Source organism: Streptomyces sp. NPDC007157 (genome assembly GCF_040634235.1).
Lineage (GTDB): Bacteria > Actinomycetota > Actinomycetes > Streptomycetales > Streptomycetaceae > Streptomyces.
Genome location: NZ_JBEYFE010000005.1, coordinates 36,729 through 58,540 on the forward strand (window position 1 = coordinate 36,729; position 21,812 = coordinate 58,540).

Genomic DNA, 21,812 nt, shown 5'->3' on the forward strand with positions numbered 1-21,812 from the left:
CCCGGGCCGCCGGGCACCCGGAGGCACCATGGAGGGACGCGTACCGCAGGACCCGACGGCCGTACCGGACGACCTCGCGGTCGTCGTCGACGCCGACGGGTCGGTCCTGGTGTGGAGCGCCGGTGCCCGGCGACTGCTCGGGTACGAACCCGCCGAGGTCGTCGGCCGCCCTGCCCAGAACCTGCTCGCCGCCGACCTGCCCACGTCCGCGCGCCGCCACATCGCCGTCGCGCACCGCTGGTCCACCGAGGCGGCCCTGCGGCACCGCAACGGCGACCGGATCGTCGTACGCCTGCAGGGCATCCCCCTCGCGGACGCGGGCGCCCGGCCGCTCTGGCTGGTGACCGGTGCCCTGCGGGCGGCCGTGTCCGGGCACGACCAGCCCGGGGCGGCGGCCCTGTGGAACCTCACGCTCGCCCAGCTGCCCATGCCGGTGGCGATCTACGACCGCGAGGCCCGGCTGGTCGCCGCCAACGAGGTCATGACCCGGATCATGGGCCTGTCCGTGGCGGAGATGCGGGGCCTGACCCTGCGGGAGATCGAGTCCGGCCCGCCGTTCGACGAGTACGACCGCCTCCAGCGGCAGGTGCTGCGCACCGGGCGGACCATCTTCCACGAGCAGCACGGCCAGGCGCCCGGGGAGACCCGGGAGCACGCCTGGTCGATGTACTTCTCCCCGCTGAAGGACGAGTCCGACACGGTGCAGGGCCTGTCCGCGATCGTCTTCGACACCACCGAGCAGTACTGGGCCCGCCGCCACCTGGCCGTCCTCAACGACGCCAGCCTGCGGGTCGGCAGCACCCTGGACGTGACCCGGACCGCCGAGGAACTGGCCGAGGTGGCCGTGAGCGGGTTCGCGGACTACGTCACCGTCGACCTGCTGGAGTCCGTCACCGACGGCGACGAGCCGGCCCCGCTGCCGCCGGGCGAGGCGATCACCGTACGCCGTACCGCGCAGCGTTCGGTCCTGGCCGGCTGCCCGGAACGGGTGGCCGAACCGGGCGACCCGATCCACTACCCGGTGAACACGCCCCCGATGTGGACCCTGCTCGCCGGTCACGGCACCCGCCACCGGCCGGGCGACCCCGGCATGCCGGAGTGGATCGGCGCCTCCCAGGCCCGCGCGGACTCCGTCGCCCGGCACATGATCCACTCGGTTCTGATGGTCCCGCTGCGCGCCCGCGGTGCCACCCTCGGCCTGGTGCACTTCGTCCGGCACCGCACGCCCGAGTCGTTCACCGAGGACGACCAGCGGCTCGCGGAGGAGATCGTCGCCCGGGCCGCGGTGTGCCTGGACAACGCCCGCCGCTACACCCGGGAGCGCCGCACCGCGCTCGCCCTCCAGCGCAGCCTGCTGCCCGGCCGGCCGCCGCCCGGCCTGGAGGCGACCGAGGTGGCCTACCGCTACCTCCCCACCGGCTCCGGCGCGGACGTCGGCGGCGACTGGTTCGACGTGATCCCGCTGTCCGGTGCCCGGGTCGCCCTGGTCGTCGGGGACGTCGTCGGCCACGGCATCCGCGCCTCGGCGACGATGGGGCGCCTGCGGACGGCGGTACGGACGCTGGCGGACGTCGACCTGGCCCCCGACGAACTCCTCACCCAATTGGACGACCTCGTCATCAGGCTGGCCCGTGAGGAGGACCCGGAGACCACCTCGGGCGAGGTCGGCACGACCTGCCTCTACGCCGTGTACGACCCGGTGTCCCGCCGCTGCACCATGGCCCGGGCCGGCCATCCGCCGCCCGCCCTGGTCACCCCCGGCGGCGCGGTCCGCCTCCTGGACCTCCCGGCCGGCCCGCCGCTCGGGCTCGGCGGCCTCCCCTTCGAGTCCACCGAGGTGGAACTGGCGGAAGGCAGCCTGCTCGCCCTCTACACCGACGGCCTGGTGCAGACGGCCGACCACGACATCGAGGTGGGCCTCGGCCTCCTCCGCCGCGCCCTCGCCGCCCCGGCCGCGCCCCTGGAGGAGACCTGCGACCGTGTCCTGCGCACGGTGCTGACCGGCCACCCGGCCGACGACATCGTGCTCCTGCTGGCCCGCACCCGCGCCCTGGACGCCGGGCAGGTCCGCACCTGGCAGCTCCCCCGGCACCCGGCGGCGGTCGCCGGGGCCCGCAAGATGGCCGGCCAACAGCTGGAGGCCTGGGGCCTGACGGACGCGGCCTTCGCCACGGAGCTGATCGTCAGCGAGCTGGTCACCAACGCGGTCCGCTACGGCGACGGCCCGATCGCCCTCCGCCTGATCCGCGACGCGTCCCTGATCTGCGAGGTCTCCGACGGCAGCAGCACGGCCCCGCATCTGCGCCGGGCACGGGTCTACGACGAGGGCGGCCGGGGTCTGCTCCTGGTCGCCCAGCTCTCGGAACGCTGGGGCAGCCGCCAGACGCCGACCGGCAAGACCATCTGGGCGGAACAGCCACTGCCCGCCCCGGCGCTCGTCTAGTGGGTGAGGGGAGCAACTGCCCGCCCCGGCGCTCGTCTACTGGGTGAGGGGAGCGTCCCGGCGCAGGAGGTCGAACACGGCGGAGACGACCGCGGAGGCGACGAAGGTCCCGACCATGACCAGCCCCACCCCCACCATGAACAGTCCGCTGGCGTCGCCCGACCAGTCGACGTAGGCGGCGAGCGTCAGCCCCGCGGTCGTACCGCCCACGGCGGCCGCGCTGTGCCCCCGGGCGGCCGCCCAGCCGACGGCCACGAGCAGGGTGAGCACGAGCCCGCCGACCTGCCAGGCCTCGTACGGCCCGCTCGTCGTCCCGTCGGCCCGTATGTCGTACTGCTGGTCCCAGCCCAGCCAGGCGGCCCAGGCCGCCGCCGACACCCCGGCCGACGCGAGCGCCGACAGCACCACCCGAAGAACTGGCTTGTGAAGTCCCATGCCGTCAGCTTCGTGGCCGGCTCGGTCACCGGACAGAGCGCGGATACTCAGACCGAACCGAGTACCTGCCCGTACCGGCCGGGCGCGGCCTGCCGGGCTGTTCAGAAACGCCGTGCGACGGGTACGTGTGACGCCGTCGCCAAGGGGGCGCGAACGTGAGTACGGTTCATCGCGAGCCTTCCGCAGGAGCCCCCATGCCACTCGTGTCACCCGAGCCCTCCCTGTCACCCGAGCCCTCCGAGCCCTCCGTGCCCTCCGCGGCCCCGAAGCCCAGGCCCCGCTTCGCCGTTCTCGGTGCCGGCACCATCGGGTGTCATCTCGGCGGCCGGCTGCGCGCCGCCGGGTACGACGTGACGCTCATCGGCCGGCCCGCGGCCATGGACGTGCTGCGCAAACGGGGGCTCACCCTGAGTACCTCCGTCCGGCCGCCCGTCCGTCTCGCGCCGGAGCGGCTGACGTTGGCCACCGGCCCACAGGCCGCGGCCGGCGCCGACTATGTGCTGGTCACCGTGAAGACCGCGGGTACCGCGGCCGCCGCCGAGGACCTCGCCGCGCATCTCGCCCCCGGCGCCGTCGTGGTGAGCTTCCAGAACGGGCTGCACAACCCCGCGACCCTGCGCGCCGCGCTCCCCGGTCACACCGTGCTGGCCGGGATGGTGCCGTACAACGTGGTGCAGTCCGAGCCGGGCACCGTGCACCAGGGCATGCCCGGCAGGCTCATGACCGAGCCGGACGACACGCTCGTCGCCGCCTTCCGGGAGGCGCACCTGGCCGTCGAGGCCCGTACCGACATGTCCGAGGTGCAGCACGCCAAGCTGCTGCTGAACCTCAACAACGCGATCAACGCCCTGTCCGGGCTGCCGCTCCGCGACCAGCTCGGCGGGCGGGCCTACCGCCGTTGCCTCGCCCTGTGCCAGCGGGAGGCCCTCGCCGTCTACCGCGCCGCCGGGGTCACCCCGGCCCGCCTCGGCCCCACCGCGCCCACCGTCACCCCGTACGTCCTGGGACTGCCCGACGGCCTCTTCCGCCGGCTGGCGGGGGCGACCCTGCGGATCGACGCCCACGCCCGCTCCTCGATGTGGGAGGACCTGCAGCGCGGCCGGGCCACGGAGATCGACTCCCTCCAGGGCGAGATCGTCGCCCTCGCCACCGCCCACGGGCTGAGCGCACCCGCGAACGCCCGTCTGGTCACCCTGGTGCGTGCGGCGGAGGCCGCGCCGCGCACCTGGCCGGGCCCGGAGCTCTACGCCGAACTGCGCGCCGCACGCTGAACGGGCGCGGACGGCAAGGGCCGTGGCCGGGCTCCTCGGGGAGCGACCCGGCCACGGCCCTCGGCCCACGGCGGTGTCAGACCTCCGTCGGCTCCAGTGCGGCGGCCGCCGCGGGCACGGGCGCCGGACCGCCCTCGCTCAGCCCGTACCGGGCGTGGAACCTCCGCAGGAAGCCGGGCGCGTACCAGGCCGCGCGGCCCAGCAGCCGCATCGCGGCGGGCACCAGGACGCCTCGCACGGCGACCGCGTCGATGAGGATCGCGATCCCGCTGCCCAGCCCGAACATCTTCATGAAGCTGATCTGCGAGGTGACGAAGGCGAAGAAGCTCACCGCGAGCAGGCAGGCCGCGGCGGTGACGATACGGCCGGTGTGGCCGAGGCCGTGCACGACGGCGGACCCGGTGTCCTCGCCGTGGTCGTGGAGTTCCTTGATCCGGCTGGTGACGAACACCTCGTAGTCCATGGAGAGTCCGAAGGCGATGCAGAACATCAGCACGGTCATCGACGTCTCCATCGGCATCGGGGTGACGCCGAGCAGGGAGGCGAGGTGGCCGTCCTGGAAGATCCAGGTCATGGCGCCGAGAGTGGCGCCCAGGCTGACCATGTTGAGGAGCAGGGCGCGCAGCGGCTGGACCACGCTGCCGGTGAAGAGGAACAGCAGGACGAAGGTGGTGAGGGCGACCAGGCCCAGGGCGAGCGGGATCCGGCCGCCGACGGAGGCCTTGGAGTCGACCAGGGCGGCATCCATGCCGCCGACCAGGGGCTGTGAACCGGCGGGCGGGGCGACCGCGCGCACGTCCTCGACCAGGTCCTGGGCCGCGCTCGACCTCGGCACCAGATCGCTCACCACGTTGAGCCGCTGGGCGTCGGGGCGGCTCAGGGCCGCGTTGCCGGGGCCGGCCGCGGTGGACCGTCCGCCGGTGTAGGTGCCGGTGCCGGTCTCGACGCGGACGACGCCCTCGAGGGCGGAGAGTTCGGTGGCGTACGAGTCCAGCGCGGTCCTGCCGACCGCCTTGTCGATGACGACGTGGATGGCGCCGCTGTCGTCGCCGTCGAACTTCTCCCGCAGCACCGTGGAGACCTGGCGGCTCTGCGCGTCCTCGGGCAGTACGCGTTCGTCCGGACTGCCGAGGGTGATACCCAGCAGCGGGCTCGCCGCGACCAGCAGCACCGCGAGGACCGGCAGTGCGGTGAGCGCGGGCCGCCGCATCACGGTGCCGGCGAGGCGCCCCCACATCGACGCCCGGTTCGGGCGGGTCTTCCTCGTCCACGGCAGCCGCCCGCTGTTGACCCGGTGCCCCAGCACCACGAACAGCGCGGGCATCACGAACAGGGTGCTGACGGCCGCGATGGCGACGACCCCGACACCGGCGTAGCCGAAGGAGCGCAGGAAGTACTGCGGGAACACCAGCAGCGCGGCCAGTGCGACGGCCACGGTGGCGGCGGAGAAGGCGACGGTACGGCCGGCGGTGCGCACGGTGTGCCGTACGGCGTCCGCCACGCTCGCCCCGGTCCCGAGCTGCTCCCGGAACCGGCTGATCATCAGCAGGGCGTAGTCGATGCCGAGGCCGAGGCCGAGGGCGGTGGTCAGGTTGGTGGCGTTGACCGAGACGTCGGTGGCGCTGCCGAGCAGGGCGAGTTCGGCGAACGTGCCCGCGATGGCCACGGTCGCGATGGCCAGCGGCAGCAGGGCCGCGACCACGCTGCCGAACACGAACAACAGCAGGACGAGGGTCAGCGGCACGGCGATGGTCTCGGCGAGGACCAGGTCCTTGGGCACCTGGTCCGACATGTCGTTGCTGACGCCGCTGCCGCCGCCGGCCTCGACGGTGAGGCCGCCCGCGTCGGTGCCGGTGTACTTCTCGATGACGCTCCTGGCGTTCTTCTCCTGCTGGGTCTCGTCGCCCTTCACATGGGCGAGGACGAGGGCCTCGCGGCCGTCCCGGGAGCGGAGGGTGGGGCTGTCCGTGTCCCAGTACGAGACCACGTTGTCCAGGCCCGGCTCCTGCTTCAGGCCGGCCACCAGCGCGCGGCCGCTCCGCTCGACGGCCGGGGTGTCCACGCCGTCTTTGGGGGTGCGGACCAGCAGGACCAGGTCGGTCTCCCCGCCGAACTTCTCTTCGATGGCCCGGGCGGCCCGGGTGGACGGGGAGGCCGGGTCGTCGTAGCCGCCGCCCTTCAGCTTCGTGAACGCGCCGGCGCCGAGGGCGCCCATCAGGGCCACCGCCACCACGGCGACGACGAGTACCAACCGGGCCCGGCGGATGGCCAGTTCAGCTATGCGGTCAAACACGACCGGTCTCCTTAGACAGGGAAGAGGGGCTGGCGCCGGTCACGAAACTAACGGGGCATAACAAACCTTGGCAGTGTTAGATTTTCTTCATGCCCGCACAGACAACGGCCGTCCTCTCACTCCGTGAAAGGCGCCGAGCCGTCGCCACCCAGGAGATCCTCGACGCCGCCGAACGCCACATCACCGGACACGGCCCGCAGGCCCTGTCCCTGCGCGCGGTCGCCCGTGACCTCGGCATGACCGTGCAGGCGCTCTACCACTACTTCCCGAGCCGGGACGCGCTGGTCACGGCGATCATCGCCAAGGCGTACGACGACCTCGCCGACGCCGTGCGGACCGCCCTGGACACCGCGCCCGACGACCCGGACCTGCCACGGCTGGTGGTCGCGGCCGAGGGCTACCGCCGTTGGGCCATCGCCCACCCCGAGCACTTCCAACTCCTGTACGGCACGCCCCTGCGGGACTACGCGGCCCCGGTCGAGGGCCCGACCACCCAGGCGATGCGCCGGATGGGCGGGACCTTCCAGCACGAGCTGTTCGGCGGGTTCACCGAGGCCCAGCTCGCCGCCGTCGAGACCCCGGAACTGTCCCCCGCACTGCTCGCCCACCTGGACCGGCTGCCGGTCGGCGACATGGGCTATCTGCCGCCCGCCGCGAACGCTCTGCTCATGTGCGCCTGGGGCCAGATGCACGGCCTCGTCGTCCTGGAGGTCTTCGGACACACCCCGCACCTCGGGGCCCATCAGGCCGAGATCTTCCGTATGGCGATGCGGAACATGCTGGACGACATCCGCGGCCGGATCCCCACCGGCTGAGTCCGGCCGGGCCGGTCGCAGGTGCTGTCGGCGCTACCCGCCGGCCGGTGGCGTGCCCTGCCTGTCGATGAGGGCGCGGAGTTGGTGGCGGCCCGCGATGCCCAGCTTGGGGTAGGAGCGGTACAGGTGGGAGGCGACCGTGCGCGGCGACAGGAAGAGCCGGTCGGCGATCTCGCCGTTGGTCAGGCCGTGTCCGGCGAGCACGACGATCTCGCGCTGCTGGGCGGTGAGTCCCTCCAGCGCGCCCGGGGCGGCCGGCGGGGCCTGCACGGGGACACCGCAGGCCCGCAGTTCGGACTCCGCGCGCCGGGTCCAGGGCGCGGCGCCCAGGCGGCGGAACGTCTCCAGGGCGGTGGCCAGGACGGGCTTGGCGTCGTTGATGCGGCGACGCCGGCGCAGCCACTCCCCGTGGTCCAGCTGGAGCTGGGCCCGCTCGAACGGCCAGGCGTCTCCGGCCGGATCGGCCAGCGGCGCGGCGAAGAGGGCCTCGGCCTCGTCGGGCTCGGCGAGCAACCCGCGGGCACGGGCGGCGAGTTGTTCCAGACGCGGTCCGGGCGCGGGCTTCAGCAGGGCCAGCGCGCGCTCCAGCACCGTCCGCGCTTCGAGGTGCCGTTCGCAGCGCGCCGCGGCGGCGGCGAGATCGGCGACGGCGAGATACGAGAAGTGGTGGTGCAGGGGTGTGCCGTCGGCCGCGAAGAGCCGGCTGAGCTGGGCGTAGGCGGTGACGTGGTCGCCCTGGGCCAGGGCGGCGAGCCCGGCCGCCTGCCGGATCCGGGCGGCGAACCCGCGGTACTCGGAGGTGTCCACGGCGGCGCGCACCCGGGCCAGCAGCGGTGCCACCTGCTCGTGTTCACCGCGCAGGGCCGCCACGACGGCCGTGGTGAGGTCGGCCGAGCCGGCGACGGTCTCCATCTTGTAGGCCGCGGCGATGTCCCTCGCCTCACGGGCGGCGGCGAGCGCGTCGTCCCAGCGCCCGCTGTCGACACACGCCCACGCCAGGGCCGACAGGACCCCGCCGCTCGCACCGCGCACGCCGGGGGCGCGCAGCCGGCTCAGCGCCTCACGCAGCACCCTGACCGCGAGTTCGGTCTCGTCCAGGACCCAGGCCGCGGCGCCGACCGTGCCCGGGTCGAAGAGGACGCCGTGGGATCCCTGGGACCCCCGGGATCCGTCCGTCAGCCGCCGCAGCCGGGGCACGATGTCGGCTCTTTCGCCGAACGGGTCCGTGCAGGCCCTGATCCAGAGGCGGTACTCGTCGGCACGGGCGGCGGGCCAGTCCTGCGCCCCGTCCCCGGAGTCGAGGGCGTCCAGAGCGTCGAGGGCCGCGCGTGCCTTGGCGCGGACCTCCGGGAGTCCGGTCTGGTGGACCACCGTGGCGGCCATCCAGGCGGCCTGCCAGGCGATGGCCGGCAGCTTCGGGGCGGCCTCGGCGGCTACGGACAGGAGGGTGTCGATCGCGTCGGCGTTGCGGTTGGACCACAGCAGCGACCAGCCGATGTCCAGCCGGGCGGCGATCCGCAGGTCCGGATCGGAGGTCAGGGTGAGCACCCGGCCCGCCAACTCCCTCACCCAGTCGGCCTGTCCGGCGGGCAGCGCGAGGTCGGCGGCGGCCAGCAGCCGGCGGGCCCTGTCGGGTTCGCCGGGGCTCAGCTCGGCGGCGCGTTCCAGGGCGCGGGCGGCAGCGGCGGTACCGCCACGGCGTTGCGCCTGGACCGCGCTGTCCTCGAGAAGCGCGGCCAGCTTCTCGTCGGGTTCCAGGGCCGCGGCCGCCAGATGCCAGGCGTGCCGGTCGGGCTGGTCGCGGAGCGCGTCGGCGACCTGCCGGTGCGCGGCGGCCCGCTCGGCGAAGGTCGCGGCGTGGTAGACGGCCGACCGGGTCAGCGGATGGGCGAACTGCGGGCCCGGGGTGCCCAGGCGGATCAGCCCCGCCGCCTCCGCCGGGGCGAGCGCGTCGGCGGACAGCCCCGGTATCGCCGTGGTGAGGTCCGGGCTGTCGGCGACGGCCGCGAGCAGCAACGCGGACCGGGCGGCCGCGGGCAGGGTGACGTACTGGGCGGCCATGATCGCGGTCAGCTGCCCGGTCAGCGGCAGCGGCTCGGCGGTCCAGCGGCGCCCCGCGTCGGGATCCGCGGCGATCATCCGGGCCAACTCGATCAGCGCCAGCGGGTTGCCGGCCGCCTGTGCGAGGACCTGTTCACGCAGCCGGCCGTGCGGCGGGTGCGGCTGGGCGTCCAGGAGCAGGCCCGCGTCCGCCCGGGTCAGCGGCCGTAGCAGCAGCTGGGGCAGGTCCCGCCCGAAACCGGCGGGGGGTACCGGCCCGCGCGCACCGGCGAGCATCACGAGCCGCTCCGACTCCAGCCGGCGGGCGGTGAAGGCGAGCGCGTCGAGCGAGGCACGGTCCAGCCACTGCGTGTCGTCGACGGCGACCAGCAGCGGCCGCTCGTCGGACAGCTCGGACAGCAGGGTGAGTACGGCGATCCCGGTGAGCAGCGGGTCCGGCGGCACGGGCTCGGCGGAGAGCCCGAACGCACCGCGCAGCGCCTCCGCCTGCCGGGGCGGCAGACCGGCCACCCGGTCCAGCAGCGGGCGCAGCAACTGGTGCAGTCCGGCGAACGCCAGGTCCCGCTCCGACTCCCGGCCGGTGGTCGCCAGCACCCGCATCCCGGCCGCCCCGGCCGCCCGCGCGGCCTCGGCCAGCAGGGCGGTCTTGCCCAGGCCCGGATCACCCAGGAGCAGCAGAACCCGGCTCTCCCGGTGGGGCGGGGCGACCAGCTCCCGCAGCCGGGACAACTCCGCACGCCGTCCGACGACGGTCGTGTCCTTGCCGGTCATCGCGGAAACGCCACCCTCACCCGGCCCAATATAGGCCGCACACGACCGAGGTGATCCGGTGCGTGGAAAGCCGGGTGCGGGGCCGTGGGCGAGGCCGTGAGCAGTCAGGGTGCGAGTACCGGACGGCCGCTGCCGCGGCACAAGGGGGAGCGTATGGACGATCTCCGGCGCGTGCGGGGGAACGCGGATGCGTGAACGGTGCTTGGGCCCGTGGGCCCGCGGGCCCACGGGAACCGCGGTACCGGCAGGCCGACCGCGCCTTCCGGCGGGTCCGGGCCGGGCCTGGGTCCACGAACAGGCGTGAGTGCCGGGTACTACCCCGCACGAACAGACGTGAGTGCCGGGTAGTACCCCGTCACTGGTCGCCGGCCGCCGACCGCAGCTCCGCGATCTGCTTACGGGCCGCGGCGACGAGTTCGTCGTTGGTGTGGGCGTGTCCGGCCAGCCCCCAACCGCCGGGCACGGCCTCGGTCAGCAGCACCCAGGTGCGGTCCGCGAGGGCCGGGTCGGCGGCGGCCTCCGCGACCATGCCGGTGAACCGGCGCACCACCGCGAGCTGCTTGTCACGGTCGAGAGCACCCGCGTTGGTCAGCACCTGCACGCGGACGTGGTTCGAGGCGCCGTCGACGTCCGAGAGGTCACCGGCCGGCAGCTCGTGGACGAAGGCGGCGGTGTTCTGGCGGAACATCGGGATGTCCGGGACCTCCTCGATGGCCATCAGGGCCGCGGCGAGGTCCCGGGCGAGCTGGTGCCTGTCCGGGAACGTGCCGGTCGTGGCATACACGTCGATCATCGGCATGGCGTGCTCCTTCTGCTCCTTCGTATGACGGGCGGCCCGACCGGGCCGGCGGCCGGCGCGGTCGGGCCGCCACGTGGATTCCCGTGCGCGGTCGGTACCGCCGGTCCGGTCGAGCGCGTCGAGTTCGGCCATGTCCTGGTCGGAGAGGGCGAAGTCGAAGATCCGTGCGTTCTCGTGGGCGCGCCCACGGTGCGTCGACCCGCGCCGACGACGCGCCCTGCTGGAGAACCCGGACCACCAGCATCCGACCGCGCCCCGCCGGGTGGTATCAGCAACATGACTGCACCGGGGCCGGTCCGGCGGACGACGCGCCGGACACGGCAGGTGAGCACGTCCGGGCCGGAGCCGGGCGGCCCCGGGTCGGAGCGGACGCCGGCGGACGGTGCAGTCATGATGCGGATACGCCCCGGCCGCTCCAGAGGTGATCATGTGGCGATGAGCCTTGACTTCGACGTGTTCGTGGTGGGTCCCAAGCCGATCCCGAGTGCCGTGCCGGGATTCGAGGAGGCGGTGGGGCCGGCGACGTGGCCGCCGAGCACCTCGACCCTGATCGGCGACGACGAGGGCACCCTGCTGGTCGACTGCCTGATCACCGTGCGGGAGGGGCGGGAGCTGGCCGAGTGGGTGAGGTCCCACGACCGCGAGCCCGACCACGTCTACATCACCCATCCGCACGCCGACCACTTCCTCGGGCTGTCGGAGATCCTCGCGGCGTTCCCGCGGGCCAGGCCGGTGGCCCTGGCGGACTCCGTCTCCGCGATGCGGGAGCAGATCTCGCCGGGCTATCTGAAGGTCTGGGGCGGTTTCTTCCCCGGTGAGCTGACCGGCGAGCCCGTCGCTCCCGGACCGCTGGCGGGTACCACCCTCCCGATCGGAGCCGCGACGGCCACGGTGATCCCGGTCGGGACCACCGACACCGGGCACTCCAGCGTCGTCCACGTCCCCGAGCTGAGCCTGGTCGTCTCCGGTGACGTCGTCTACAACCGGACCCACATGTGGCTGGCGGGCTCCACCCCCGACTCCCGGGCCAGCTGGGCGCGGGCCCTGGACACCGTGGCGGCGCTGGCCGCCGACACCCTGATCGCCGGCCACCGCGACCCCTCGGCCCCCGACGACGACGCCCGCCGCCAGATCGACGAGAGCCGCCGCTACCTGGCCGACTTCGAGACGGCCCTGGCCCGCAGCTCCGCACCGGCCGAACTGATCGACCGGCTGACGGCCGCCTACCCCGACCTCGCCAACCCCTACACCCTGTGGGTCGCCGCCCACGATCTGCTGGGCACCGGAGCCTGACCCCGGCCGAGACGGATCGCCCCGCCGTCGCGACCCGGGCGGTACGCCGAACGGACCGATCACGCGCCGGCGCGGGCCGACCGGCCACGCTGCGCACAGGCTCGGGCGCTGACGGAAATCTGTCACGGCGGAGCCACATCTCCGAGGCTGCCGGAGTTAGGGTTGCCGTGCGACGCGGATGGTGCCGAATCCTTCGGAGACCGGTGCCAGGCCCGCCCGGGCCCCCGCCGCGTCCCCGAAACGAAGGTGTCATGCCCGCTGAGAACGCCCCGGTCGTCGGCAACCTCGACGATGACGACTACCCCGCCTACACCATGGGACGGGCCGCCGCCGTTCTCGGCACAACCCCCGCCTTCCTCCGCTCAGTCGGCGACGCCGGACTGATCGTTCCGCTGCGTTCGCAAGGCGGTCACCGCAGGTACTCCCGCCGCCAGCTGCGCACCGCCGCCCGCGCCCGGGAGCTGGTCGACCAGGGCACCCCCGTCGAGGCCGCGTGCCGGATCATCTCCCTGGAGAACCAGCTGGAGGACGCCCTCCGGCTGAACCGGGAGATAAGCCGGAAGCTCGACGGGTGTCGCACAGATACCTAGTGCCGCCAGTACAGAAATTCCGTCGACGGCGGCACTAGAATTGCCGTGCGGCCCCGAAAACACATGGCCGCTTACAGCCCACCTGTGTTAGCGTGATAGCAGTTGCAGTTTTGGTTGCCAGAGAAATTTTTTCTTTGTAAAGCTTTCCGGATCATTCCGGAGGGGTGATCATCGCGGCGACTCGGCTTCGTAAAGTGCGGAGTCCGGCACTGCCCCTCAAGGGAGATTCAATATGGCATCTGGCACCGTGAAGTGGTTCAACGCGGAAAAGGGCTTCGGCTTCATCGAGCAGGAGGGTGGCGGCCCCGACGTCTTCGCCCACTACTCGAACATCGCCACCCAGGGCTTCCGCGAGCTTCAGGAAGGCCAGAAGGTGACCTTCGACGTCACGCAGGGCCAGAAGGGCCCGCAGGCCGAGAACATCGTTCCCGCCTGAAGCTGACGCGAACCGTGGCGAGCCACTAGCTCGCGCGATTTGAGGCTGGGGCCCGCGCTCTTGGGGTGCGGGCCCCAGCTTTTCTCTTTTTCTCCGGCTCATTCTTGTGATTCCTCGCGCGGTCACCCGTCCGCCGGCCGGAATTCCTCGATACGCCGCATCGAGGAAGGTTCCTTCTTGAACCGCACCCGCCGCACCGGCGGCAGTTCCGGCGGCCACCGCACGGATCGCAACACCGCACGCTCGGCAGGCTCCAGCTCCACCCCCGGCAACCGCTTCCGCGGCCAGGGATCCGGCCACCAGGGCCCCCGTCAGGGCGCCGGCACCGGCCGCAAGAACGGCCAGGCCCCACGCTCCGCCCCGCGCCGCCAGGAGTTCGCCCTGCCGGTCACCCTCACCGAGCCGCTGCCCGCCGTCGAGACGTTCACCGAACTGGACATGCCCGAACGGCTGTTGGCCGCCCTCCGCACCGAAGGCGTGACCGTCCCCTTCCCGATCCAGGCCGCCACCCTGCCGAACGCGCTGGCCGGCCGGGACGTCCTGGGCCGGGGCCGCACCGGCTCCGGCAAGACGCTCGCCTTCGGCCTGCCGCTGCTGGCCCGCCTGGACGGGCAGCGGGCCCAGCCCAAGCAGCCGCTCGCCCTGATCCTCGTCCCCACCCGCGAGCTGGCCCAGCAGGTCACCGACGCGCTGACCCCCTACGCCCGCGCCCTGCGGCTGCGGCTCGCCACCGTGGTCGGCGGCATGTCGATCGGCCGTCAGGTCAGCGATCTGCGCGCCGGCGCCGAGGTCGTCGTCGCGACGCCCGGCCGCCTCCGGGACCTCATCGAGCGGGGCGCCTGCCGGGTGGACCAGGTCAACATCGCCGTCCTCGACGAGGCCGACCAGATGGCCGACATGGGCTTCATGCCGCAGGTGACCGCGCTGCTCGACCAGGTCCCGGCCGGCGGCCAGCGGTTGCTGTTCTCGGCCACCCTGGACCGGAACATCGACCTCCTGGTCCGCCGCTACCTCCACGACCCCGTCGTGCACTCGGTCGACCCGTCCGCGGGCGCCGTCACCACCATGGAGCACCACCTGCTGCATGTGCGCGACGCCGACAAGGAGACCGCCGCCACCGAGATCGCCGCCCGTGACGGACGCGTGCTGATGTTCCTGGACACCAAGCACGCGGTGGACCGGCTCGCCAAGCGGCTGCTCGCCGTCGGTGTGCGGGCCTCGGCGCTGCACGGCGGCAAGTCCCAGTCGCAGCGCACCCGGACACTCGCCCAGTTCAAGGACGGCCACGTCTCGGTCCTGGTCGCCACCAACGTCGCCGCCCGCGGCATCCACGTCGACGGCCTCGACCTCGTCGTCAACGTCGACCCGCCCGCCGACCACAAGGACTACCTGCACCGCGGCGGCCGTACCGCGCGCGCCGGCGAGACCGGAACCGTCGTGACCCTCGTCCTGCCGCACCAGCGGCGGGCCGTGGACCGTCTGATGACGGACGCCGGGGTCACCGCGAGTGCCGTCCAGGTCCGCCCCGGTGAGGCCGAACTGCATCGCATCACCGGCGCCCGCACCCCCTCGGGTGTGCCCGTCACGCTGGTGGCGCCGACCACCGACACACCACGCGAGGGCACACGGTCCGCCGGCCGGGGTCGTGGGCGTGGTCGCGGGGGCCGCTCGTCCGCCGCCCGAACGCGCCGTACCACCTCAAGGGCCGATTCGTAGCCGACGGAGGACCAGCTCACTGCCGGAGCACGGGGATGCGCTCCCGGCGGACTGGCCGAGCCGACGCCCGCCCCGCCCGCCCCGACGCTGGACCGCACCCCGGACGTGTCCCCCGTGGTCGACGAACACGGATACACCCGGGCGTTCAAGCCCTCACCCCCTGACAGCTGTCCGAAACCCCGTCCCGCCGCGTCTCGCGGTCGCCCCCTGAGGAGGCATCCATGCGTGTTGTCATCGCCCGTTTCCCCTTCGACCTGACCAAGAGCGAGGTCGAACAGTCGATGAGCAGCCACACGCCCGAACCCGTCACCGGCGTCGGCGTGACCATCGACGGCCGCGTCTACCCCGTCATGCAGGTCGGCGAAGTGATCACCCGGCAGAACCGCCGCGACTTCACGTCGCTGGAAATGCGCCGCGCACTGACCCGCCTCGGATTCACCTGCCACGACCCGCGCCCGGTGACTCCGCCCCGGGAGGCGCGCGCCGACGAGGACGTCCTCGGCTGGTGACACCCTCCAGGCGACCGTGAGTACTGCGCGATCCGCGGGTACTGCGCGATCTGCGGGTTGGAAAGCCTGAGATGTGGCACCCGGATCCTGAGCGGGCCGTACTTCGGTAGGAGCGGCCGCCGGTTCAGCAAAGAGCCGCACACCGCACACACCCGGCACGCCCCGCTCAGCCGGTTGTCGCTGTGGGGCTGCCCGGCGGCAACCGGTACCCCACGCGTGCGGTATCCCACCGTGCGGAACGGCACGCGTCCGGGACGGCGTCTCTTCCCCCAGGGCAATCAGGCCTCCTTGTTGATCAGTTCGTCTGTCACCCAGCTCGCGACTCCCTCCGGATACGGGGCCGGCAGGCCCAGGACGATGTGCCGGAAGCCGGCGTTGAGCGCCTCCGCGATCGCGGTGCGGGTCGTTTCCGGGTGGTCGTAGGAGACGGGGAGATGGATGGAGCGGGTGATCTCGGCGGGGTCGCGGCCGATCTCCGAGCAGTAGCGGTCCAGGAGCGCGCTGCGGCGGACGCAGTCCTCGATGTCGCCGCCCGGGATGTTCCAGAGGTCGGCGTGTTCGGCGGTCACCCGGAGGGTCGCCGCCGAGCGGCCCCCGATCAGGATCGGCGGGTGCGGGCGCTGGACTGGTCTGGGGTGGGCGAAGGCACCGGTGAGCTGGTGGTGGGTGCCGTGGAAGTCGAAGGGTTCGGTGGCCGTCCACAGGCGGCGGATCAGGGCGCAGGCCTCCGCGAGGCTCTCGACGGCCTGTGCCGGAGGGGTGAAGGGCAGGCCGTGCGCCGGATACTCGCGGCGGGCCTCGGGCGGGTGCGGCCGTGAGCCGACACCGATGCCGAAGTCGAGCCGGCCGCCGGAGACGACGTCGACGGTCGTGGCGATCTTCGCCAGTATCGCGGGCGGCCGGAAACGGTTGCTGGTCACCAGGAGACCGAGGCGCAGTCGTCGCGTCTGGGCGGCCAGGGCGGACAGCAGCGTCCAGCCCTCGAAGATCGGCCCGTCGGGATCGCCGCCGATCGGCATGAGGTGGTCGAACAGCCAGGCGTGCTCGATCCGGGGGATCGCGTCCGCCTCCCGCCAGACCCGCAGGATGTCGTCGTACGACACCTGCATGGGAGCGGTCATGATCCCGAAGCGGGGTGGGTTCGTGGTCGTGGATTCCATGGGGCGCCTCTCTGCCGTCGGTCAGCGGCGGCGCAGTACCGGGTCGAGCAGGGCGGGCGGGGTGTCGTGCTTCTCGTGGGCGGCCAGGTCGGTGCCGGGGGCGACGATCGCGTCGATCGCGTCGAGGACGTCGGCGGAGAGCACCGTGTCGGCGGCGGCGAGCTGGGAGTTCAGGTGGTCCTGGGTGCGGGGGCCGATGAGGGCGCTGGTGACGGCGGGGTGCGCGGTGACGAAGCCGAGCGCGAGCTGGATCAGGGTCAGTCCGGCCTCCTCGGCCACGGCGGCGAGCCGCTCCACGGCGTCGAGCCGGGCCTGGTTGGCGGGCAGGGCGAGGTCGAAGCGGTCGGGACTGAGCCGGGACCGGCTGGTGGTGATGGGCCGGCCCTTGCGCACGGCCCCCGACAGCCAGCCCGAGGCCAGCGGGCTCCACGCCAGCACACCCATCCCGTACTCCTCGGTCACCGGCAGCACATGGGCCTCGACGCCGCGCTGGAGGAGGGAATAGCTGGGCTGTTCGGTGACGTAACGGCTCAGGTGGTGCTCGCGCGCCGCCCACTGGCCCTGCACGATCCGGTGCGCCGGGAAGGTCGAGGAGCCGAAGTAGCGGATCTTCCCCGCGCGTTGCAGATCGGTCAGCGCCGACAGGGTCTCCTCGTCGCTCGTGGCCGGGTCCCAGCGGTGTATCTGATAGAGGTCCACGTGGTCGACGCCGAGCCGGCCCAGGCTGTTCTCCAGCTCGGTGACCAGCCACCGCCGTGAACCGCCGCGGTGATTGGGCTCGTCGCCCATCGGCAGGCCCGCCTTCGTGGCCAGCACGATGTCGTCACGGCGGCCGGCGATCGCCTTGCCGACCATCTCCTCCGACTCGCCCTGGCCGTACATGTCGGCGGTGTCGATCAGGTTGATGCCGGCGTCCAGCGCGGCGTCGACGATCGCCGTCGCCTCCGCCTGCGTGGTGCGGCCGACCGCGCCGAAATTCATCGCGCCGAGCGCGAGCGCGCTGACCTGCACACCGGTACGGCCCAAGGTGCGGTACTGCATGACCGAATCTCCTCACATGACGCAACATGACGTACGGATAAACAGGACGAACTGGAAAGCGGGACGATGTCCCGTTTCATGTCTTCGACGATACGGAACGCTGTCCCGTTTAGCAACGCCCCGATAGGGTGACACCGGAGGGAGCACCCGACGAAGGACGGACGATGAAGGACGAGGAGCAGGCGGTCCGGCCCCGCCGGGCGGACGCCCGGCGCAACGAGATGACCCTGCTGGAGGCGGCCGCGGCGGCGTTCGTCGCGTCAGGCGTGGAGGCACCGGTACGCGACATCGCGACCCGGGCGGGCGTCGGCACGGCGACGATCTACCGGCACTTCCCGACCCGCGCGGACCTGATCATCGCCGTCTACCGGCACCAGGTGGAGGCCTGCGCCGAGGCCGGCCCGGCCCTGCTGGCCGACGCGCCCAGCCCGTACGACGCGCTGCGCCGCTGGATCGACCTCTTCGTGGACTTCCTGGTCACCAAGCACGGCCTCGCCGCGGCCCTGCGCTCCGACCAGGCGGGCTTCGACACCCTGCACGCCTACTTCCTGGACCGTCTGGTCCCGGTCTGCACCCGCCTCCTCGACGCGGCGACCGAGTCCGGCGAGATTCACACCGACATCGCCGCCGTCGAGCTGATGCGCGGCGTCGGCAACCTCTGCATCGGCGCGGAGAACGACCCCGGCTACGACGCCCGCCGCCTCGTCGCCCTTCTCGTCACCGGGCTGGGCCGGACATGACGCACCGGGCATAAGGTGCCCGGCATGAGAGGCAGTTGCGAGGTCTGCGGCAACCCGATCAAGAGCGGCGGCGGCCCCGGCCGTACCGCGTCGTACTGCTCCCAGGCCTGCCGGCAGCGGGCCTACCGGGAACGGCGACGGGCGGACGGCATGCCTCCGGCCAGGGAGCTGCTCTCGGACCTCGGGGACCGGCTGGGGCGGGTACGACTGGCGCCGGGGACCGCGTTCCACGCGGACGTGGAGGGCCTCACCACCCGCTTCGCCCAGCTACGACGTCTCGCCCGGGAGGCGGGACAGGAACCGGGGCAGGGGCAGGGGCCGGGACAGGAACCGGGGCACGGGCCGGGACGAGAACCGAGACAGGAACCGGGACGAGAACCGGGGCAGGGGCCGGGACAGAAACCGCGCCGGGGCGCCGCAGGAGACTCCGACACGGGACGCGTCACCAGCGCAGGCGCGGGACGCGTCACAACCTCCGGCGCGGAAGACGTCACACACCCCCGCCCGAAAAGCGTCACGGCCCCCGGCCCGGAATTCGTCACACCCCCCGCTCCGGGAAACGTCACTCCCGTCGCCGTGACGAAATCGGACGACGCCGGCTTCACCGCCCTCGTCGAGGGCCACCGCCGCGAACTGCGCGTGCACTGCTACCGGTTGCTCGGGTCCTACGACGAGGCCGAGGACCTCACCCAGGAGGCGTTCCTGCGGGCCTGGCGGGCCAAGGAGACCCTGGACGGGGTCGACAACGTCCGCGCCTGGCTGTACCGGATCGCCACCAACCTGTGCCTGGACTTCCTGCGCAGACAGAACCGGCGCCCGGTCCCCTACGAACCCGTGCCGGGCATGGACTCGGGCGACGGTCCGCCGCCACCCCGTATGCCCTGGCTGCAGCCGTTCCCCGACGACCAGTTGCCCGAGCCGGCCGCGCCGCGGCACGAGCCCGACGAGCAGGCCGTGGCCGGCGAGACCCTGGAGCTGGTCTTCCTCACCGCCATCCAGCGGCTCCCGCCACGCCAGCGGGCCGCGGTGATCCTGCGCGATGTCGCCGGCTGGTCGGCGCAGGAGACCGCCGACCTGCTGGGCGCGAGCGTGGCCTCCGCCAACAGCGCGGTGCAGCGCGGCCGTTCGGCCCTCCGGGAGGCGCTGCCCGGGCGCCGGGAGGACTGGTCGGCCCCGGCCACCGCCCCCAGCGCCACGGACCTGGCCCTGCTCCAGCGCTACATGGAAGCCGCCGCCCGCGCCGACATCGACGCCATGGTCGACCTCGTCCGCGAGGACGCGGTGCTCACCATGCCGCCGAACCCGTTCTGGTTCACCTCCCGCGACGCGCTCTTCGGCTTCGTCCGTCCCAACCTCGACCCGGCGTCCCCGATGTTCGCCGGCCACTGGCGCCACCTGCCCGTACGCGCCAACGGCCAGCCCGCCGTGGCCGGTTACCTGCGACGCCCCGGCACCAGCGTCTTCCGCGCCCAGCTCATCGACGTACTACGGATCGAGGGCGGCCGGATCGCCGAGATCACCACCTTCGAGCCCCACCTCTTCCCGGCCTTCGGACTGCCGATGACCCTCCGATGAGTTCACGGCTGCCGCGCGTCCTATGAAGCGACGGACATCCACGAAGCCGAACGGAGCTCACCAGTCATGTTGCTGAAGGACAAGGTCGCGGTCGTGTACGGCGGAGCCGGTGCGCTCGGGGCCGGGGTGGCGCGGGAGTACGCGCGGGCCGGGGCACGGGTGTTCCTGGCCGGGCGTACGGAGGCGACGCTGCGGGAGGTCGCGGCGGAGACCGGCGCCGAGTTCGACGTGGTCGACGCCGAGGACGAGGCAGCCGTCGAGGCGCACGCGGCCGCCGTGGTCGAGCGGGCGGGCCGGCTCGACGTCTCCCTCAACCTCGTACCGCGCGGGGACCTCCAGGGCGTCCCGCTGACCGAGATGTCGGTCGAGGACTACACCCGGCCGGTGGTGCGGGGCATCGCCTGCCAGTTCATCACCGCCAGGGCGGCCGCGCGCCGGATGGCCGCGCAGGGTTCGGGCGTGATCCTCGCCCTGAACAGCGGTTCCCACAACGGCACCCCGATGCTCGGCGGCACGGGCGCCGCCGACGGCGCGATCGACGCGCTCATCCGGCAGCTCGCCCAGGAGGTCGGCCCGTCCGGCGTCCGGGTCTGCGGGATCTGGACCGCCGGGGTCACCGACACGCTCACCCCGGAGAAGCTGAGCGCGGCGGGTGCCCCGGCGATGGACGAGGCGGCGGTGGCCGGTATCCGCGCCCACCTGGACTCGCTGCGGATGACGAAGCGCTCCCCGCGGATCGCGGACATCGCGGCGCTGGCCACGTTCCTCGCCTCGGACGCCGGGGTCGCCCTCACCGGCACCTGGGTCAACGCCACCGGGATGTTCCCCAGCTGACGTCACCGTCCCAGGCGAGGCCGACCCGGCACGGCGGTCTCCCACGTCCTGGCTGGGACCGGCTCCCGGAGGGCTTCGCGGAGAAACCCCTCGAGCCGGTCCTCGCCCGACGCGGCAACCGAACCCGTCCGCGCGCCGCGCGGTGCTGCCGCCTGCCCACCTGCACGCCCGCCCACCTGTTCGCCGGCTCACCTGCACGCCCGCCCACCTGCACGCCCGCCCCCTCGTTCGCCCGCCCACCTGCGCGCCTGCCGCCGATGCCGTTCGGGCGGCGGATATTGCCTGGCATCGGTGCCCGACCGGGGCGGAGACTCGTGCCATGGCCGACATGAGGGCGTTCCGGGACGCGGTCGCCGACTGGGCGGGGAGCGAGGACGAGGGCCCCGCCCGGGAGTCGGCCGGGCGGCTGGGTGAACGGCTGGGGGTGCGGGTCGCCGTGCTGCTCGAAGGGCCGAGCGATGTCGCCGCAGTCGACGCGCTGGCCGCGCGGCGCGGGCGGGATCCGGCGGCCGAGGGAGTGTGCGTGCTGTCGATGGGCGGTGCGATGAACGTCGGGCGCTATGCCCGCCTGCTCGGACCACCCGGTCTGGGGCTGCGGCTGACCGGGCTGTGCGACGAGCGGGAGTGGCCCTACTACGCCCGTGGCCTGGAGCGGGCCGGTGCCACACGGCACGGGTTCTTCGTCTGCGCCGCCGACCTGGAGGACGAACTGATCCGCGCCCTCGGTCCGCCCCGGGTCGCGGAGCTGGTCCGGGCCGAGGGCGACGGGCGAGCCCTGCGCACCTTCCTGAACCAGCCCGCCCAGCAGGGCCGTGCCCCGCAGCAGCAACTCCGCTGCTTCCTCGGCACGAAAAAGGGGCGGAAGATCCATTACGGCCGGGCCCTCGTCGAGGCCCTGGAGCCCGACCAGGTGCCCACACCGCTGGCCGGGCTGCTCGACGCGTTGCTCGACGGCCTGCCCCGCAGCGTGCCCGACGGCCTGCCCGACGGTCTTCCGGCGGAGGTGCGCGGCACCCCCTGACGACGGTCG

At 73.2% G+C, this 21,812-nt stretch carries 18 protein-coding genes; 12 read left to right on the plus strand and 6 right to left on the minus strand.

Annotated features, from left to right (window positions below; genetic code table 11):
* Positions 1-28 precede the first annotated feature (28 nt).
* The gene (locus ABZ642_RS10420; RefSeq protein ID WP_360480311.1) at positions 29-2,443 is read left to right on the plus strand and encodes a SpoIIE family protein phosphatase; all 2,415 of its coding nucleotides are present in this window, start codon (positions 29-31) and stop codon (positions 2,441-2,443) included.
* Positions 2,444-2,479: 36 nt separating this feature from the next.
* On the opposite strand, the gene ABZ642_RS10425 is transcribed toward ABZ642_RS10420, so the two are convergent.
* Entirely contained in the window at positions 2,480-2,878 is a 399-nt protein-coding gene (locus tag ABZ642_RS10425) for a hypothetical protein (protein WP_360480314.1), read from the minus strand.
* A 194-nt stretch (positions 2,879-3,072) separates the two neighbouring features.
* On the opposite strand from ABZ642_RS10425, the gene ABZ642_RS10430 reads away from it, so the two are divergent.
* Positions 3,073-4,149 (plus strand): 2-dehydropantoate 2-reductase, encoded by a 1,077-nt coding sequence (locus ABZ642_RS10430; RefSeq protein WP_360480317.1) that lies wholly within the window; start codon positions 3,073-3,075, stop codon positions 4,147-4,149.
* A 76-nt stretch (positions 4,150-4,225) separates the two neighbouring features.
* Here ABZ642_RS10430 and ABZ642_RS10435 read toward each other — a convergent pair whose 3' ends face one another.
* The gene (locus ABZ642_RS10435) at positions 4,226-6,442 is read right to left on the minus strand and encodes an MMPL family transporter (protein ID WP_360480320.1); all 2,217 of its coding nucleotides are present in this window, start codon (positions 6,440-6,442) and stop codon (positions 4,226-4,228) included.
* 89 nt (positions 6,443-6,531) lie between these two features.
* Here ABZ642_RS10435 and ABZ642_RS10440 point away from each other — a divergent pair, with 89 nt between their 5' ends.
* Positions 6,532-7,257, plus strand: a complete 726-nt coding sequence (locus tag ABZ642_RS10440; RefSeq protein ID WP_360480323.1) for a TetR/AcrR family transcriptional regulator — start codon at positions 6,532-6,534, stop codon at positions 7,255-7,257.
* A gap of 33 nt (positions 7,258-7,290) precedes the next feature.
* Here the strand turns inward: ABZ642_RS10440 and ABZ642_RS10445 are convergent, their stop codons facing one another.
* Both ABZ642_RS10445 and ABZ642_RS10450 read right to left on the minus strand, forming a co-directional pair.
* Positions 7,291-10,089, minus strand: a complete 2,799-nt coding sequence (locus tag ABZ642_RS10445) for an AAA family ATPase (RefSeq protein ID WP_360480326.1) — start codon at positions 10,087-10,089, stop codon at positions 7,291-7,293.
* A 355-nt stretch (positions 10,090-10,444) separates the two neighbouring features.
* Positions 10,445-11,020 (minus strand): hypothetical protein, encoded by a 576-nt coding sequence (locus ABZ642_RS10450; protein WP_360480329.1) that lies wholly within the window; start codon positions 11,018-11,020, stop codon positions 10,445-10,447.
* A 303-nt stretch (positions 11,021-11,323) separates the two neighbouring features.
* Between ABZ642_RS10450 and ABZ642_RS10455 the strand changes: the two genes are divergently transcribed.
* The 5 genes from ABZ642_RS10455 (at position 11,324) to ABZ642_RS10475 (ending at position 15,432) form a co-directional block, all read left to right on the plus strand.
* Entirely contained in the window at positions 11,324-12,181 is an 858-nt protein-coding gene (locus ABZ642_RS10455; protein WP_360480332.1) for an MBL fold metallo-hydrolase, read from the plus strand.
* A 251-nt stretch (positions 12,182-12,432) separates the two neighbouring features.
* Positions 12,433-12,771, plus strand: a complete 339-nt coding sequence (locus tag ABZ642_RS10460) for a helix-turn-helix domain-containing protein (RefSeq protein WP_360480335.1) — start codon at positions 12,433-12,435, stop codon at positions 12,769-12,771.
* Between the two features lie 232 nt (positions 12,772-13,003).
* Positions 13,004-13,207, plus strand: coding sequence for a cold-shock protein (locus ABZ642_RS10465; RefSeq protein ID WP_031482971.1), 204 nt, complete (start codon positions 13,004-13,006; stop codon positions 13,205-13,207).
* Between the two features lie 177 nt (positions 13,208-13,384).
* Positions 13,385-14,923 (plus strand): DEAD/DEAH box helicase, encoded by a 1,539-nt coding sequence (locus tag ABZ642_RS10470; protein WP_360480339.1) that lies wholly within the window; start codon positions 13,385-13,387, stop codon positions 14,921-14,923.
* Between the two features lie 221 nt (positions 14,924-15,144).
* Complete coding sequence (locus tag ABZ642_RS10475) at positions 15,145-15,432, plus strand: SCO5918 family protein (RefSeq protein ID WP_360480343.1); 288 nt, start codon at positions 15,145-15,147, stop codon at positions 15,430-15,432.
* Between the two features lie 278 nt (positions 15,433-15,710).
* On the opposite strand, the gene ABZ642_RS10480 is transcribed toward ABZ642_RS10475, so the two are convergent.
* Both ABZ642_RS10480 and ABZ642_RS10485 read right to left on the minus strand, forming a co-directional pair.
* Complete coding sequence (locus tag ABZ642_RS10480) at positions 15,711-16,592, minus strand: LLM class flavin-dependent oxidoreductase (protein ID WP_360480346.1); 882 nt, start codon at positions 16,590-16,592, stop codon at positions 15,711-15,713.
* A 21-nt stretch (positions 16,593-16,613) separates the two neighbouring features.
* The gene (locus ABZ642_RS10485) at positions 16,614-17,633 is read right to left on the minus strand and encodes an aldo/keto reductase (protein ID WP_360480349.1); all 1,020 of its coding nucleotides are present in this window, start codon (positions 17,631-17,633) and stop codon (positions 16,614-16,616) included.
* A 164-nt stretch (positions 17,634-17,797) separates the two neighbouring features.
* Here ABZ642_RS10485 and ABZ642_RS10490 point away from each other — a divergent pair, with 164 nt between their 5' ends.
* The 4 genes from ABZ642_RS10490 to ABZ642_RS10505 all read left to right on the plus strand — a co-directional run bounded on the left by ABZ642_RS10490 (position 17,798) and on the right by ABZ642_RS10505 (position 21,803).
* Positions 17,798-18,373 carry a TetR/AcrR family transcriptional regulator gene (locus tag ABZ642_RS10490; protein WP_360480352.1) on the plus strand — a complete coding sequence of 192 codons (576 nt, stop codon included), beginning with the start codon at positions 17,798-17,800 and terminating at the stop codon, positions 18,371-18,373.
* A 24-nt stretch (positions 18,374-18,397) separates the two neighbouring features.
* Complete coding sequence (locus ABZ642_RS10495) at positions 18,398-19,948, plus strand: RNA polymerase subunit sigma-70 (protein WP_360480355.1); 1,551 nt, start codon at positions 18,398-18,400, stop codon at positions 19,946-19,948.
* A 66-nt stretch (positions 19,949-20,014) separates the two neighbouring features.
* Positions 20,015-20,782 carry an SDR family oxidoreductase gene (locus ABZ642_RS10500; RefSeq protein WP_360480358.1) on the plus strand — a complete coding sequence of 256 codons (768 nt, stop codon included), beginning with the start codon at positions 20,015-20,017 and terminating at the stop codon, positions 20,780-20,782.
* Positions 20,783-21,101: 319 nt separating this feature from the next.
* Complete coding sequence (locus ABZ642_RS10505; protein ID WP_360480361.1) at positions 21,102-21,803, plus strand: TOPRIM nucleotidyl transferase/hydrolase domain-containing protein; 702 nt, start codon at positions 21,102-21,104, stop codon at positions 21,801-21,803.
* Positions 21,804-21,812: the final 9 nt, after the last annotated feature.

Bases quoted from the DNA above. Each gene is read 5' to 3' on its own strand.
- ABZ642_RS10420 (WP_360480311.1), top strand. From the start codon at position 29: ATGGAGGGACGCGTACCGCAGGACCCGACGGCCGTACCGGACGACCTC.
- ABZ642_RS10425 (WP_360480314.1), bottom strand. From the start codon at position 2,878: ATGGGACTTCACAAGCCAGTTCTTCGGGTGGTGCTGTCGGCGCTCGCG.
- ABZ642_RS10430 (WP_360480317.1), top strand. From the start codon at position 3,073: ATGCCACTCGTGTCACCCGAGCCCTCCCTGTCACCCGAGCCCTCCGAG.
- ABZ642_RS10440 (WP_360480323.1), top strand. From the start codon at position 6,532: ATGCCCGCACAGACAACGGCCGTCCTCTCACTCCGTGAAAGGCGCCGA.
- ABZ642_RS10445 (WP_360480326.1), bottom strand. From the start codon at position 10,089: ATGACCGGCAAGGACACGACCGTCGTCGGACGGCGTGCGGAGTTGTCC.
- ABZ642_RS10450 (WP_360480329.1), bottom strand. From the start codon at position 11,020: ATGGCCGAACTCGACGCGCTCGACCGGACCGGCGGTACCGACCGCGCA.
- ABZ642_RS10455 (WP_360480332.1), top strand. From the start codon at position 11,324: ATGAGCCTTGACTTCGACGTGTTCGTGGTGGGTCCCAAGCCGATCCCG.
- ABZ642_RS10460 (WP_360480335.1), top strand. From the start codon at position 12,433: ATGCCCGCTGAGAACGCCCCGGTCGTCGGCAACCTCGACGATGACGAC.
- ABZ642_RS10465 (WP_031482971.1), top strand. From the start codon at position 13,004: ATGGCATCTGGCACCGTGAAGTGGTTCAACGCGGAAAAGGGCTTCGGC.
- ABZ642_RS10475 (WP_360480343.1), top strand. From the start codon at position 15,145: ATGCGTGTTGTCATCGCCCGTTTCCCCTTCGACCTGACCAAGAGCGAG.
- ABZ642_RS10480 (WP_360480346.1), bottom strand. From the start codon at position 16,592: ATGGAATCCACGACCACGAACCCACCCCGCTTCGGGATCATGACCGCT.
- ABZ642_RS10485 (WP_360480349.1), bottom strand. From the start codon at position 17,633: ATGCAGTACCGCACCTTGGGCCGTACCGGTGTGCAGGTCAGCGCGCTC.
- ABZ642_RS10490 (WP_360480352.1), top strand. From the start codon at position 17,798: ATGAAGGACGAGGAGCAGGCGGTCCGGCCCCGCCGGGCGGACGCCCGG.
- ABZ642_RS10495 (WP_360480355.1), top strand. From the start codon at position 18,398: ATGAGAGGCAGTTGCGAGGTCTGCGGCAACCCGATCAAGAGCGGCGGC.
- ABZ642_RS10500 (WP_360480358.1), top strand. From the start codon at position 20,015: ATGTTGCTGAAGGACAAGGTCGCGGTCGTGTACGGCGGAGCCGGTGCG.
- ABZ642_RS10505 (WP_360480361.1), top strand. From the start codon at position 21,102: ATGGCCGACATGAGGGCGTTCCGGGACGCGGTCGCCGACTGGGCGGGG.